The sequence below is a fragment of the Aquabacterium sp. genome (genome assembly GCF_049274795.1).
Classification (GTDB): domain Bacteria; phylum Pseudomonadota; class Gammaproteobacteria; order Burkholderiales; family Burkholderiaceae_C; genus Aquabacterium.
The window spans coordinates 66,650-81,379 of sequence record NZ_JBASTH010000101.1 but is presented as its reverse complement, the minus strand read 5'-3'; the positions used below and the strand labels follow the sequence as shown (position 1 = coordinate 81,379).

Below are 14,730 nucleotides of genomic sequence, written 5' to 3'. Positions count from 1 at the left end.
CGGCCTTTTTCTTTGCCTGTCTGGTTACGGTGTGCGAGGCGGTGCTGTGTGCAGCCGCACGCGCCCCACGCCCCACACCAGCACCACGGTGGTGGCCAGGGCCAGCCAGCCAGTGCGCTCATAGCCCAGCACGCGGCCATCCGGCGCGCGCGAGATCAGCTCGCCACCGATCCACGCGGCCAGGCCCATGGCGGCTGACTGCAGTGCGCTGTTGACGCTCATGAAGCCGCCGCGCAGGGCCGGTGCCGGGGCGGCGGTGAGCAAGGCCATGCCGGGCACCATCCGGCCCGACACGAACACGAAGAAGCCGGTGCTGGCCAGCAGGATCAGCCACAGCGAGGGGCTGTCCAGGTGCGTGAGGCCCAGCATGGGCAGTACGGCCACCACGCACAGCGCCCGGAAGGTGTTGACCTTGCCCCATCGGTCCGACAGGCGGCCCCACAGGCGCGCGGTGAAGAAGGTGGCGACGCCGCCGACCAGGTAGATCAGGGGGACTTGCTCCTGCGTGAGGCCCAGGTTGGTGGTGGTGTAGATGGTGATGTAGGGGATGATGGAGAAGCTGCCCATCACCATCAGGGCCGACAGCCCGAAGGCGCGCCAGTGGTTGAGATCACCGATCACGGCGTGCAGGCGCTGCCAGGCGTTCTGGCCGGCGTTCACCACGTGCCCAGGCAGGCCGGGCACGGTGCGCCATACCATCAGCCACACCACGGCGGAGGCCAGCGCGATCACGATGAAGGGCGCATGCCAGCCCCAATGGGCGGCCACCCACAGCGAGGCGGGTACGCCCGCCACCGTCGACAGCGAGAAGGCCGACATGATGATGCCCATGGCCGCGCCCCGGCGTTCGAAGGGGATGGCATCGCCGACGATGGTCTGCACCAGGGCGCCCAGCACGCCACCGAAGATGCCGGCGGCCACACGGGCCAGCATCAGGCTGAGGTAGGTGGGGGCCAGCCCGCAGGCCAGCGTGGCGAGCGTGAAGCCGGCGTAGAGCACCAGCAGAGCACGCAGGCGGTCGAAGCGGTCAATGACGAGGGAGGCCAGCAGGCCGGAGGCCCCGGCAGCCAGAGAGTAGGCTGACACCAGCACCCCGAACTGGGCGTCTGTCAGTGAGAACAGGCGTGTCAGCTGCGGGCCCAGCGGCATCATCACCATGAAGTCGACGATGTGGGTGAACTGGATGGCGGCCAGGCTCCACAGCAGCAGGCGTTCTTGTGACGGGGTGAGCGAGGAGGTCGGGGCCATGGGCGCAATCGTTTCGGTGTCAGGCGGGCCTGCGCAGTATGCCCCTTCGATCAGGATTTGGCGGGCGCGCGTGGTGCCGCGCCGCGGACCTCGAAGCGGATGCGGTCGATCACGGTGCGGCCCTCGCGCAGCTCCAGGGTGTGGCGCCCTGGCCAGGGCAGCCAGCGGAGCGCTTGGCCGCCGTGGGCCGGGCCCAGGTGCTTGCCGTCCAGCCACCAACTGCGCCGCGTGTTGCCGGCCCCTGTTTCGAAGGTGAGCCGTTGCACCTGCGGCGGGATGTCCGGGTCGAGGGCGTAGATGGCGCCATCTTGCGGATTGAGGATGGCCCGGCGCGCTGGTGGCGACTGTACGCGCCACACGGCCTGTTGCGTGCCTTGGATGAACCACTCTTGTCGGGCGGGTTCGGCCTGCGCCCAGCCGGTGAACTGCACGGGCTGTTCGATCAAACCAGCTGGTGCAGCCGGTGCGCGCGAGGGGTGCCCCCGGTGCAACTCGGCCATCAGGCGTGACCACACGGGCGCGGCGCCGGTGGTGCCGCTCACGGCCTGCATGGGGGCGCCGCTGGCATTGCCCACCCAGACGCCCACGGTGTAGCGCTCGCTGTAGCCCAGGCACCAGTTGTCGCGCATGTCCTTGCTGGTGCCGGTCTTGACGGCGGTGAAGCCGCGCGTGGCCAGTTGGCTGTCCAGCCCGAAGGTGGTGGCGCGCGCGCTGTTGTCGGCCAGGATGTGGGTGACCTGGTAGACCGCCGGGGCCTGCATGACGCGGCGTGTGGTCTGCGGGGGCGATGTGCTTCCAGCCGTCGAGGCTGGCAGCCAGCGCACGGGTGACCACTGCCCTTGCTGGGCCAGGGCACGGTAGGCATTGGCCAGATCGCGCAAGGTGACCTCGGCGCTGCCCAGCGCCAGGCCGGGGCCGTAGAAGCCGCCGGGTTCTTTCAGGGCCAGGCCCAGGGCGTTGAGGCGCTGGGCCAGGGCCTGCTCGCCGAGCATGGCGCCGGTGCGCACGGCGGGGATGTTCAGGCTGCTGCCCAGGGCCTGGCGCACGCTGACCCAGCCCTTGAAGCTGCGGTCGTAGTTTTGCGGGGTGTACAGGCCGTTGGTGGTGGGCAGTTGCACGGGGGAATCGTCCAGCAGGCTGGCGGGGGTCAGCAGGCGGCGCTCGAACGCCAGCTCGTACACGAAGGGCTTGAGCGTGGAGCCGGGCTGGCGCCGGGCGATGACGCCGTCGACCTCGCGGGCCGAGGCCAGGCTGCCGGCCGAGCCCACCCAGGCCAGCACCTCGCCGGTGGCGTTGTCCAGCACGATGACGGCACCATCTTCGACATCGCGCCGGCCCAGTTCGGCCAGTTGCTGCTTGAGCAGTTGCGTGGCCAGGCGCTGCATGCCGGCATCGAGCGTGGTGCGCAGCGTGGCTGGCCAGGGGCGTTGTGCGCTCTGGCCCATACCCGCATCGCGCGCGGCCTGCAGGATCTGGCGCGCGGCATGCGGTGCGGCCTGCTCACCCATGGGCATGCCGCCCTTGCGGCGCAGGGTGCTCTGCACGAGCAGCGAAAGGCCAGCGCAGCCATGGCCCGGCTGCATCTGGCGCAGCACCTGGCAGGCCCGCTGGCTGACGACGGCCGGTGCGGCATTGGGCCCGCGCACCAGGGCCGCGGCGATGGCGGATTCCTGCGCGTCCAGGCCGGAGGGGTGCTTGTCGAACAGGGTGAGCGACAGGGCATGCAGGCCGACCAGCTCGCCGCGGAAGGGCACGAGGTTGAGGTAGGCCTCGAGGATGTCGCTCTTGCGCCAGCGGCGTTCCAGTTCGGTGGCGGCCACGGCCTGGCGGACCTTGCCGGTGAGGCTGCGGCCATCGGCCGGACGAGCCTGGGCCTCGTCGAGCAGACCGGCGAGCTGCATGGTGACGGTGGAGGCGCCGCGTGTGCGCTGGTTCCAGGCATTGGCCCAGGCGCTGGCGGCCACGGCGCGCCAGTCCACGCCGCTGTGGGCCCAGAAGCGCTGGTCTTCCGACAGCACGATGGCGGTGCGCAGGGCGGGTGAGATGTCCTGCAGCCCGACCCAGCTCAGGCGGCGGGCCTGGTGGTCGATGCGGAGGGTCTGGATCGGCTGGCCGTGCCGGTCCAGCAGGGTGAGGTCGCTGGGCGTATAGGCTTGGCGGATCTGCTGGTAGGTGGGCAGGGCGAAGGCGGCCGAGGTGAGCAGACTCAGGGCGATACCAACGAGCGGGGCAGCAAGCGGAGCCCTCCGGCCTGCTCTGGCGCCGGCCACGCGCAGGGTCACGGGCGTACCTCCACCGCCCCGTTGGGGCTTTCGCCGAAGCTCTCCGGCGCGTACAGCGCTTCGATGCGCGTGGGCGGCAGCTGGAAGCGGCCCGGGTTGTTCAGGCGCACGGTGTAGTCGATCTGGTGGCGGCCCTTGGGCATCCACTCGTAGTAGGCGCGGTAGGCATCGAAGCGGCGCTCGATGTAGGCCGGCCAGATGCCTTCCTGCGTTTCACTGCGTGTGGCCAGGGCCGAGTCACGACCCAGTCCGCTGCCCATCACGGCGGCGCCCGCGGGAATCGGATCGTTCAGGGCGACCCAGGTCATGTCGCTCTGGGCATCCACCACCAGGCGCACGCGCAGCAGGGTGCCGCGCGGCAGCGGGCCGGCGGGCACGGGCTTGAGGTCGTCACCATCGACGATGCTGACCTCGCGCTGCACGCGGTAGCCGGCGCTCAGCGGGGCCTTGAGCGGGATGGCCGCCAGCGTCTGCACGGTGAGCCAGGGTTTGCCGGCGCCTTGCTGCTGCGCCGTGAGCGGTGTGATGGGCGCCCGTTGGTTGGCAGATGCTGCCTGCCAGGGCAGCAGCTGGCCGCCGCCTTGCGGTTGTGCGGACCAGTCGTGGCGCAGGCTGGCGCTGCCCAGTTGCGCCACCGTGCTGCCGGTGACGGGCACGTTCTCGAAGCGCTGCGAGAACTTGTCGAGCGCGAGCGAGCCCCACAGATTGGCCGTGGTGGTGAGCCACGCGCCCTGGCGCTGGCGGCCCAGGCTGCCGGTGACCAGGCGCGGCAGTTCGTCCTTCCAGCCGGGGCGGTCGATCACGGCCAAGATCAGGCGGGCGGCGTTGGCATCGGCGCTGTCCATCAGCCACCACCAGAAGTCATCGGTCTCGGTGGAGAACTTCAAGGTGGTGCCGGCGTAGGTCAGGCGGGCGCGCAGGGTGTTCTCGGCTTCGGCCAGGCGCTGCTCACGCGAGGGGATGCCGTCGACACGTTGCAGGATGTTCAGCCAGTCGATCAGGGCGGCGGTGGGCCAGATCTGGGGCTCAAGGGTGATGCTGTCGAGCATGCGGGCCTCGGCGCGACCGTGGCGGCTCAGGGCCTCGATGGCGGCCAGCTTGCGCACGGCCAGGTTCAAGGTCTGCGGGCGGCCAGGCGGGCTCCAGGATGTCCGTATCACGCGGCCCTGCACGAAGGCGGTCAGGCCTTCGAGCATCTGCTCGCGGGGCTTGTCGGGCAGGCTGAAGCCGGCCTCGTGCGTGGCGGCCAGGATGTAGGCCGTGAGCCGGTCACTGCCGCGGGGCGCGTCACCGGCCGAGGGCGGGAAGTACAGCGCCAGGCCGTCGCTGTCCAGGTAGGTGGGCAGGCGTTTGGCCACGCTGTCCCACAGGGCCTGGTCCTTCAGGCCGACGGCCTTGGAGGTCTGCTGCTCCAGGCAGACGTAGGGGTAGGTCTCGAAGAAGCGGCGCAGGCCGGGCAGGGCGCCGGTCAGCTTGGGCTGCACTTCCACCCGCACACCGCCTCGGGCGCGGTTGCCGTCGGGCGTGGTGAGCGTGAGGCCATCGGCTGGCGGCTGCACCGGCAGGCTCAAGGGCGCATCGAGCTGGCGCAGCGTGGCCTGCAGCACGCGTTCGGGCACGACGGGTTGCACCTGCTGCTTGACGGTGAGGCGGTCGGCGATGTCCGCGCGCGCCGTGGTGGCCGAGGCTTGCCAGTTCAGCGCGTTGAGGCCGACGGGCACGGTCAGTGTCCAGCGCACTTCGCGGGCGCCTTGTGCGGGCACGTCCACATCCTGTGCGGCGGGCACGGGCGTGGTGTTGTCTTCGGCGGGCTTGAGCTCGGCGCGCACCTTCATCGGTTGGCCGGTGGTGTTGCGCAGGGTGAAGAGCGCGTCGAAGCGGTCACCCTCGCGCACCAGTGGCGGCAGGCCCGAGAGCATCTGCAGATCCTGGCTGACCTGCACGCTGGCGCTGCCGGTGCCGAAGGCTTCCTGCGGCGGCGTGGTCTTCAGGCGTGCGGGGCCTTGCGCGATGGCGACCAGGCGGAAGCTGGTGAGCGAATCGTTGAGCGGCACCTCGATCACGGCCTCGCCGTTGGCATCGAGCGCCACGTCGCCACGCCACAGCAGCAGGGTGTCGAACAGCTCGCGGCTGGCGCTGTGGCCACCGCCACCGCCCGGGGCGATGGCCTTGCGGCCGTAGTGGCGCCGGCCGATGATCTCGTTCTGCGCGGTGCTGGTCTCGACGCCCCAGGGGCGGTCCTGCAGCAGGCCGTCGAGCAGCTTCCACGAAGGGTTGTCGGCCAGGGCCAGCAGGGCCTCATCGACCGCGGCGAAGGCCACCTCGCCCTGCACGGGCTGGCCGCCTTGCGTCACGCGTACCTTGGTACGCACCGTCTGGCGGATGCTGTAGCGCTGCTTGTCGGGCGTCACCGCCACATCGAGCTCATGCGGGGCGCGGCCGATGTGCAGCTGCGCCACGCCCAGCTTGAAGGAAGGGCGCGACAGATCGACCATGGCCGTGGGGGCCTGGTACTCGCGGCCTTCGTTCCAGAAGGCGTGCCACCAGGCCAGCGGCTTGCGCCAGCCCCAGGTGAAGAAGGAGTACCACGGCACCTCGTGCACGCGGCCACGCAGTGCCATCACGCTGACGAACACATTGGGCGCCCAACTCGTGGCCTTGGGGATGGGCAGTTCGATGGTCGGGTCATCGCCCTTGAGCGTGAGCACGCGGCTGTCGATCACGCCTTCGCGCTCGACGGTGACCAGCACCGTGGCTTCGCGGTAAGGCATGCGCACCTGCAGGCGGGCGGTCTCGCCGGGTTCGTAGCGCTTCTTCTCGGGCAGCACGTCCATGCGGTCGTCGTTGTCCTGCGAGAACCAGAGTTCGCCATGGCGCGTGACCCACACGGTGGTGGCGGCCTCGGTGGCGTTGCCGCGCACATCCTTGGCCTGGGCCACCAGTTCGACCTCGCCGGCGCTGTCCAGCTCGGCCTCGCACAGCAGCAGGCCGCGCGCGTCGGTCTGGCCGCTGCAGACGGTGCCCAGCTCCTTCACCTCGGTGCGGTTGTCGTAGCTGTAGAAGCCGCCGACGATGCGCTTGCGCGTGCTCAGGTGCTGGCTGACGCGGGCGATCACCTTCACGTCCTGCTTGGCGATGGGCTTGCCGGTGGTGTCCAGCGCCAGGGCCTGGAACTTCATCTGGCCACGCGTGCTGGCCCAACTGCCGGTCTTCAGACCCAGCACCACCTGACTGGGCCACAGCGGCACCTCGGTGGACACGGTCTGCACTTCGCCGTTCGGGTCGTTGAAGCTGAGCTCGGCCTGCACGGCCATGGGCCGCTTCGTGGGGGGTAGCTTGGGCAGCACCAGGCGGGCGTTGCCTTCGCGGTCGGTCACCAGGGGCAGCTTGTCGGCGATCAGGCGGCCACCGGCGATCAGGCCGGGATCGCCTTCGTCACCGTTCTCATCGTCGTTGCCCGCCTGCGCGTTGTCGCGCGGCGCGCGGGGCGGCTCGAAATTGAACTCGTCGTACTGAGCGAAGTTCACCGAGCGTTCGCGCAGCAGGGCGCTCACGCGGCCGGGGGCACCGCCGAAGCCGCCGCCCGACAGGAAACTCATCTGCACGGACAAGGGCAGCTCGGTGGGGGAGACCTGCAGCTCCTTCGGGCCGGCCACACGGGCCTGGATCAAGGGCAGGCGAAACTCTTCGACGCGGAACTGCCCGGCCCGCAGGCGCCGCTCGCCTTCCGGGCCCTGGGTGCTGAGGTAGACCTCGTAGACGCCCAGCTTGGCCTCCTGCGGGATGGCCCAGGTGGACAGGGCCGTGCCATTGGCGCGCCATGACAGGGGCTGCGTGATCTCGTCGCCGCTGCCGCTGTGGATGATGCGCAGCGTGGTCGGCCAGCGCTCACGCGGCACGGCGGCCAGGCCCTGACGCGTCTCCAGCCGCGCGAAGTGCTTCATCGACACCGTCTCGCCAGCGCGCAGCAGGGCGCGGTCGGTCACGGTGTGCACGCGCATCTCGGGCGCGTTGTCACCATATTGCGGTGATTGCGTGGGCACGTTGAAGCGCCAGGGCTCCACGCCCTTGTTCCAGTCCGAGAAGGCGAAGGCCAGGTCGGTCTTGCCCTTGTGCGGGCCTTGGTCGATGGCCTTGCGCGCCGACACGAACAGGCCGTTGTCGACGATGCAGCCCTGGTAGCGCGGCACGGCCAGGGGCTGGTTGACCACGGCGCGGCCTTGCGCATCAGTGCGGCCGGCCCACAGGGATTCGCCGCGGCAGTTGAGGATGGTCACGTCGGCGCCGGCCACGGGGCGGGCCTTGTCCAGCGTGGTGACCCACACCAGGCTGTTCTCACGGCCCAGCTTGAGGTGCACGCCCAGGTTGCTCACCAGCACACCGGTGCGCACGTACATCGGCGCGGGCTGGGCCAGCAGCGAGGCGCCCAGCTTGGGCGAGGCCACTTCGATCACGTGGTAGCCGGGGCCGGGCAGGGGGATGCCGACGACCTCGAAGGGGCGGGTGTCCTTGGCGTTGGTGGGTGGCAGCTTCAGGCGCTGTGTCTGCTTTTCCGCGTTGAGCAGCGACAGCTCGCGCGAGCCGATGCGGCGATCGGCCTGGTAGCGGATCTCGCGGCCATCGCCGTCGTTGTCGGTGCGCCATTCCTTCCACTGCGAGGCGGGAGAGCCCAACTCCTTGGCGGTGAACGAGGTCTCATGGTGCTTCTGCACCTTGGCGATCCAGCGCAGGATGTCGATGTCCTGCGTCAAGGTCTTGCTGCGGCCTTCCAGGCTGGCTTTGGAAGCGTCGAGTGACTTGATGCCCAGGTCGGCTTCGACATGGCGCACCGTGATCGGCAAGAGCGGAGGTTGGCCGGGCTCACTCTCCAGTTCGACGACGCCGAAGGGGGCGGTGGCGAACTTGGCCAGCGGCGGCATGCCGCCAGTGCGCAAGGCCATCGGGAAGGCGTGCGCATTGGCCACGGTCCGGTCCGCCGTGTCCTTGAGCTTGGCCGGCAGCACCACCGCCAGGTTGGCGTTTTCGGGCAGGGGGGCCTTGAAGGTCAGTTCCTCGACTGTCTCGGTCTTGTCATCCTTGTCGAACCAGGGCTTGAGGGCATCGCTGCCTTCGCGCGCCACACGCACCTGCTCGGCCAGCGCGCGTGGCACGGGTGATGAGAAGCGCACCGTGAGCGGTCGCAAGGGCAGGCAGGGGGCCTGGGCCTTCTCGCGCTCGCAGCTGAACTCGACCTCGAAAGGCGGGCGCACCGTGAAGTTGAACTGCTGGGCCTGCCGCGTGACGGCCTGCGGCAGCGATTGCGCGGCGATGCCGGCGCCCCACACCAGGCGCACGGCGGCCTGGTTGGGCAGTGGCCGCTGGCAATGCACCAACAGCTGGCGGGCGTCATCGGGCTTGAGTCGGCGGCTTTTCAGCACGGCCTCGCGCGGGGCGCCGGTGACCGCGACCAGCGGCACGCGCTCGCCCACGCCTTCGATCTCGCACCAGGCATTGCCTTGCAGGCTGGCAGGCAGGGCAGGGCCGTTGAGCGTCAGCAGCCAGTGCTGCTGTTCCTCGATCTCACCACCGGAGGGCGACACGCGCAGCACCGCAGGGCCGCCTGTCTGAAAAGAGAAAGCCTTGGCTTGTGTCCAGGCGCCGGCGGCGGCCACGGCCGGGCGCCAGTTGTTGCGCGGCTGCACCTGGCAACGTACACCCGGGCCCAGATCCTGTTCGAAGTCATAGACCCATTGCCGGTCATTGACCCAGCGGCCTTCGCCCTTGGGCGCGGCGCCCTGGCAGGCCAAGCTGTAGGGCGCCTCCTGACGCAGATCGCCCAGCGGCACGACGGCCTGGTCGAAGCGCACGACGACCTGACGCACCTGCCGGACCTCGCCCTGCGGCGTGCTTTGCACCACCGTGGCGGCCTGGGCGCCGAGCGCCATCCACATCGTCGTGCCCAGACAGAGGGCTTGCAGATGCCGCCCGGTGAAGGCGATGTTGGAACCCGGCTTCATGCGTGTTGTCTCCCCAGCGTGACTCAGACCATCGCCCTGTGGATGGGCGGGCCTCAGTGTAGGAGCAAACGCAAAGGCGCCGGTAAGCGAAGGTCAGGCCGCGTGGGCCTTGGGCTGCTGCGGCACGGTGGTGGGCGCGACCAGCCCGCCGGTGACGAAATCGCAGAAGTGGTCCAGCAGCACCAGGGGGTGCTCGCGGAACATGTCGGCCAGGCCGAAGGATGTCTGGCGGCTGAGCAGGCTCATGTCGGCCAGTCCGTGCAGCACGGTGCAGCCGACCAGTACGCCACGGTGCATCAGCACGTCGATGGATTGCTCGGGCGTGAGCGCATGCAGCACCACGACCACATCGCGCCAGTAGCTCCAGGCCTTGTCGAACAGGCGGCTCTGGCCGGCCACGTCGCGTTGCCAGGTCAGGCGCGAAAGGAAGCGGATCGCCATGCGGCCGTCGTAGGACGAGCCATACAGCGTGACGAAGGGCATGATGGCCGTCTGGACCAGCTCACGCGGGGTCAGGGTGCCCTGGGCCTGGGCTTCGAACAGGGCCGCCATGGCCTGTTGCTGCAGGGGCTGCAACTGCTCGGCGACATGGTCGACCACGGCGCTGAGCAGGCCTTCCTTGCTCTGGAAGTGGTAGTGCACGGCGGAGGGGTTGGACTGGCCGGCGGCCGCCACGATCTGGCGCAGCGACACGCCGTCGATGCCGTGCTTGGCAAAAAGGGTCAGTGCCGCGCGGATGATGTTGTCGCGCGTGGCGCGTTCACCGGCGCCACCGCGGCCGGATTTCGGGCGGAGGGCAGGTTGTGTGGGCGTGGCAGTCGTCATACAAATCATTCTGTCGTGAACTGTGACAGCTTCGTTCATGTCTCAGGGACAGTCCCGCCCCTTGAACTCGGGGGAAATGGCGCGTTCGGCATGGTTGCGCGCTTGGGCCGCCTGGGATCAACCCGAGGACAGCCCCTGGCTTGCGGCGACAATGCGCGCCATGACCGCCAACCAGTTGTCTTCTTCCGCCCTGGCCATGCCCGGCGTCCGCCTGCTGGGCCTGCCGCTGGCCCTGCTGGCCTTGCTGTTGCCCACCCTGCTGGCCGAAAGCGATCCACCTTCCATCACGTTCTACAACCAGGCGCTGGGTGTTTTTGGCTGGGGGCTGTGGATGATGGCCCTGGCCTGGTGGATCGGGTGCGGAGATGAATCGAACATGAAGACCGATGGACCGGTGGTCGGCCTGTCGCTGGTGCTGTGGCTGTGCGCGGGGTCGGCGCTGGGCTCGGTGTGGGCCACAGGCCTGCCAGTGGGCATGGGGCTGATGGCCTCGGGGCTGGCCCTGTCGGCCTGGGTCGTGTTGTGGACGGCATGGCGCGCGGCGCACCGCATCGAGGTGGCCGAGCTGATGGACCTGTTCTGCGCCGGGCTGGCCTGGGCCGGCGTGGCCGGGATCGTGCTGGCCGTGGTCCAGGTGTTCATCCCCCAGTTGGCCGATGGCACGCTGATCGCCGAATCCACCACGCCTGGCCGGGCGGTGGGCAATCTGCGCCAGCCCAATCACTTCAGCACCTTGCTGTTCTGGTCCGCGTGTGCTGCGGTGTGGCTGGGGCGGCGTGGCCGCTGGCCCTTGCATGCGGCGCAACTGCTGCTGGTGCTGTGCGTGGGCGCCATCGTCTGGACGGCCTCGCGCACCGGCATGCTGGCCATGGTGCTGCTGCTGCTGTGGGGCTGGCGTGACCGTGGCTTGCCGCGCACCCTGCGCTGGATGCTGATCGCCGCGCCGCTGGTCTATGGCGCCTGGTGGCTGGGCATGTCGTGGTGGTCGCATGTGGGCGAGGGCCATGCCTTCGCGGGCGAGGCGCGCCTGCACGATGGCAGCGACATCTCCAGCTCGCGCTTCAAGATCTGGGCCAACACCTTGGCCCTGATCCGCCAGAACCCGTGGACGGGCGTGGGCTGGGGTGAGTTCAACCTGGCCTGGACACTGTCCGAGTTCCCGAGCCGGCCTGTGGCCTTCTTCGACCACACCCACAACGTGCTGCTGCAGTGGGCGGTGGAACTGGGCGTGCCGATGGCGCTGCTGCTGGCGGCCCTGTGCACCTGGGGCGTGTGGGTGCTGTGGTGGCCCGGGCGTGAGGACACGGACGCGGTGGTGCCGGCAGCGGCCACCATGGTCAGCATGGCGGGCTTGCACAGCCTGCTGGAGTACCCGCTGTGGTACAGCTATTTCCTGCTGCCCTGTGCCTTCGTGTGGGGTCTGGGCCTGGCGGCGCGGGCGCGCGTGAAGGCCGAGCCCGTGGTGCCGGCCTCCGCGCGGCGGGACGAATCCCCGCCCACGGGCTGGGCGCATCTGGTGCTGTGCGGCGCCATGGTGTTGGGTGCCCTCTGGGCTGCCATCGACTACCAATGGGCTGCGAACATCTACGCGCCCCGCGCCGGTGCCGGCCCGCTGGACGAGCGCATCCAGCACGGACAGAAGCGCCTGTGGTTTGGCTACCAGGCCGATTACGCCGACGTGACCGGCCCCGATGCCGACGAGCCTTCCCGCCCGCCCCAGGCGTTTCGGCGCACCTTGCACAACCTGGTCGATGCGCGGCTGATGATCGCGTACGCGCGCTCGCTGGCCGAGCATGGCCAGGTGGACCAGGCCCGCTACGTGGTGCAGCGCCTCAAGGAGTTCCGCAACCCGATGGGCCAGCAGTTCCTGGCGGCGTGCGGCAAGCCCGACGTCATCAAGGGCGTGGCCCCGCGGCCTTTCCAGTGCGATCCGCCCAAGGGGCGCTACACCTGGCGCCAGGTGCTGCCCCGTTGAGCGTCGAGTGCCTCAGGCTTGCGGACCGTTGCCGTCGCGCTGCCAATGGCCGCTTCGGCCGCCGCGTTTTTCCAGCAGGGCCACATCGGTGATTGTCATGCCCCGGTCCATGGCCTTGCACATGTCGTAGATCGTCAGCAGGCCCACCTGCACGGCGGTCAGCGCTTCCATCTCGACCCCGGTGGGCCCCACGGTCTGCGCGGTGACGCGGCAGACCACGCCAGGCAGGTCTTCCTGGCACTCCAGCTCCACGGCCACCTTGCTCAGCGGCAGCGGGTGGCACAGCGGGATCAGGTCGGCGGTGCGTTTGGCGCCCTGGATGGCCGCGATGCGCGCGATGCCCAGCACGTCCCCCTTGCCGATGCTGCCCTGCATGATCGTGCGCAGCGTGTCGGGCGCCATGCGGATGCAGCCCTGGGCCACGGCCACGCGCAAGGTGGCCGGCTTGGCCGACACGTCCACCATGTGGGCCTGGCCCTGGTCGTCGAAATGGGTGAGGGAGCTCATGCAGTCGTCGTGCTTTGGAGGTAACAGGGCCGGGGCGCATCCTTGAAGGGATGTAAAACCTGCCGAACCCGTGCCCATTGTGGAACCAAACCGCGGGCGACGGGTCGCAGTCAGCGCATACTTGGGTGGCTTACGACACCCTGGCCCGATGAGTATCACGAACCGACTGCGTCCTGCTTCTCCTGTTGTCCGCCGCGCGCCGCGTCGCCTGGCGCGCATCCTGGGCATGAGCCTGCTGACGATGCCCATGGCGCTGCCTTTGCCGCTGATGGCGCACACGGCGCCAGCCGGGCGTGCCGCAGCCGCGTCCAATGTGGATGGCAACCTGCTGCCGGCGCTGGGGGATGTCAGCTCGCAATCGCTCAGCCCGGCGGCCGAGCGGCGCCTGGGGGATCGCATCATGCGTTCCATCCTGCGCGATCCGGACATCATCGACGACCCCCTGGTGCTGGAGTACATCGGGTCGATCTGGACGACCCTGCAAGGCGCCGCCCGTCGGCGCGGCGAGATCGGCCCGGATCTGGAAGGCGTCTACGCCTGGCGGCCCTTCCTGGTGCGCGAGCGCAGCGTGAACGCGTTCGCACTGCCCGGTGGCTACATCGGCGTGCACCTGGGCCTGCTGGCCATGACGCGCACACCGGACGAGCTGGCCTCGGTGCTGGCCCACGAAATGTCCCACGTCACGCAGCGGCACATCGCGCGCATGATCGACCAGTCCAAGCAGACATCCTGGGTGGGGCTGGCCAGCATGATCCTGGGCGTGCTGGCTGCCAGCCGGGCGCCACAGGCGGCCCAGGCCATGATCATGGGCGGGCAGGGCATGGCCATCCAGGGCCAGCTCAATTTCTCGCGCGACATGGAGCGCGAGGCCGACCGTGTCGGTTTCGGCGTGCTCACGGACGCGGGCTACCCCCCCGCCGGCATGGCGCAGATGTTCGAGCAGCTCCAGCAGGCTTCCCGCCTGAACGATGACGGCAGCTATCCCTACCTGCGCAGCCACCCCTTGACCACCGAGCGCATCGGCGAGGCGCGTGCGCGCATGGGTTCGCAGGCCTGGAACAAGGCCATCGCGCCCCAGGCCGATGATGCCCAGACGCTGCTGCAGGTCCGCCATGCGCTGATGTCGGCGCGGGCCAAGGTGCTGATGGACACCCGCAGCGTGTCGCTGATGTCGCTGGTACGGCCTGGTTTGCTGCCTGTCGATGCCAGCCCGGTGGACAAGCTGGCGCTGCAGTACACCGCGCTGGTGGCGGCCACCCGGCTGCGCGACCGCATGGAGGCCGAACGCGCCCTGGCCCAGGCCCGGCGCGAGGCCGAGGCCCTGCCAGCCTCGGTGCAGCCCGAGGTGCGGCGCGTGCTCACGCTGGCCGAGGTCGATGCCGGCGTCGAAACCGGCCGTGCCGTGCTGGCCCAGACCACGCTGCAGCAGGCCCTGGCCCAGCCCACCGCCTCCGGCCTGCAGCCCAGGGCCCGCCCTGAAATCATGATGCTGGCGCGCACCACGCTGAACCTGCCCGATTCACGCGAGGAAACCGCCGCCTTGCAGGAGGTGGTCAACCTGCTGCAGCCTCATCTCAGCAACCGCCCGGAGGATGCCGCCGGCTGGACCTACCTCAGCGGGGCCTGGCAGCGCCTGAACCAGCCCCTGCGTGCCGTGCGCGCAGAGGCCGAAGCCGCCGCAGCCACCGGTGATCTGCAGGGCGCCATCGACCGGGTGGATGGTGTGCGCAGGCGCATCACCCAGCCCACCTCTGCCGAACTGATCGAGCTGTCCGTGCTCGATGCACGCGTGGCGCGCTGGCGCCAGACCATGCGCGACGACAGCCGCGACGAACTCTGATCAACGTGTCCTGATTTCCTTTAAGACCCCTCAAGCTCAGGTGTTTTGATCTTAATG

The 14,730-nt window shown here is 69.6% G+C and carries 7 protein-coding genes; 2 read left to right on the top strand and 5 right to left on the bottom strand.

Annotated features, from left to right (window positions below; genetic code table 11):
* Nucleotides 1-24: 24 nt before the first annotated feature.
* From WAQ08_RS17475 to WAQ08_RS17460, 4 genes are all read right to left on the bottom strand, one after another.
* Complete coding sequence (locus tag WAQ08_RS17475; protein ID WP_422193337.1) at nucleotides 25-1,248, bottom strand: MFS transporter; 1,224 nt, start codon at nucleotides 1,246-1,248, stop codon at nucleotides 25-27.
* 50 nt (nucleotides 1,249-1,298) lie between these two features.
* Nucleotides 1,299-3,530 carry a penicillin-binding protein 1C gene (pbpC, locus tag WAQ08_RS17470; protein WP_422193335.1) on the bottom strand — a complete coding sequence of 744 codons (2,232 nt, stop codon included), beginning with the start codon at nucleotides 3,528-3,530 and terminating at the stop codon, nucleotides 1,299-1,301.
* Nucleotides 3,527-9,526 (bottom strand): alpha-2-macroglobulin family protein, encoded by a 6,000-nt coding sequence (locus WAQ08_RS17465; protein WP_422193334.1) that lies wholly within the window; start codon nucleotides 9,524-9,526, stop codon nucleotides 3,527-3,529. The genes pbpC and WAQ08_RS17465 overlap by 4 nt, the downstream gene beginning before the upstream one ends.
* Before the next feature lie 93 nt (nucleotides 9,527-9,619).
* Nucleotides 9,620-10,351, bottom strand: coding sequence for a TetR/AcrR family transcriptional regulator (locus WAQ08_RS17460; protein ID WP_422193333.1), 732 nt, complete (start codon nucleotides 10,349-10,351; stop codon nucleotides 9,620-9,622).
* A gap of 160 nt (nucleotides 10,352-10,511) precedes the next feature.
* On the opposite strand from WAQ08_RS17460, the gene WAQ08_RS17455 reads away from it, so the two are divergent.
* A complete protein-coding gene (locus tag WAQ08_RS17455) occupies nucleotides 10,512-12,326 on the top strand; it encodes a Wzy polymerase domain-containing protein (RefSeq protein ID WP_422193331.1) in 1,815 nt (604 codons plus the stop codon).
* Nucleotides 12,327-12,338: 12 nt separating this feature from the next.
* Here WAQ08_RS17455 and moaC read toward each other — a convergent pair whose 3' ends face one another.
* The gene (moaC, locus tag WAQ08_RS17450; protein WP_422193329.1) at nucleotides 12,339-12,833 is read right to left on the bottom strand and encodes a cyclic pyranopterin monophosphate synthase MoaC; all 495 of its coding nucleotides are present in this window, start codon (nucleotides 12,831-12,833) and stop codon (nucleotides 12,339-12,341) included.
* Between the two features lie 148 nt (nucleotides 12,834-12,981).
* Here moaC and WAQ08_RS17445 point away from each other — a divergent pair, with 148 nt between their 5' ends.
* Nucleotides 12,982-14,673: a M48 family metalloprotease gene (locus tag WAQ08_RS17445; protein WP_422193327.1), complete on the top strand. Its 1,692-nt coding sequence runs from the start codon at nucleotides 12,982-12,984 to the stop codon at nucleotides 14,671-14,673.
* Nucleotides 14,674-14,730 lie beyond the last annotated feature (57 nt).

Excerpts from the sequence above, each read along its gene's own strand:
- WAQ08_RS17445 (WP_422193327.1), top strand. The coding sequence starts at position 12,982 with ATGAGTATCACGAACCGACTGCGTCCTGCTTCTCCTGTTGTCCGCCGC.
- WAQ08_RS17465 (WP_422193334.1), bottom strand. The coding sequence starts at position 9,526 with ATGAAGCCGGGTTCCAACATCGCCTTCACCGGGCGGCATCTGCAAGCC.
- WAQ08_RS17460 (WP_422193333.1), bottom strand. The coding sequence starts at position 10,351 with ATGACGACTGCCACGCCCACACAACCTGCCCTCCGCCCGAAATCCGGC.
- WAQ08_RS17475 (WP_422193337.1), bottom strand. The coding sequence starts at position 1,248 with ATGGCCCCGACCTCCTCGCTCACCCCGTCACAAGAACGCCTGCTGCTG.
- moaC (WP_422193329.1), bottom strand. The coding sequence starts at position 12,833 with ATGAGCTCCCTCACCCATTTCGACGACCAGGGCCAGGCCCACATGGTG.
- WAQ08_RS17455 (WP_422193331.1), top strand. The coding sequence starts at position 10,512 with ATGACCGCCAACCAGTTGTCTTCTTCCGCCCTGGCCATGCCCGGCGTC.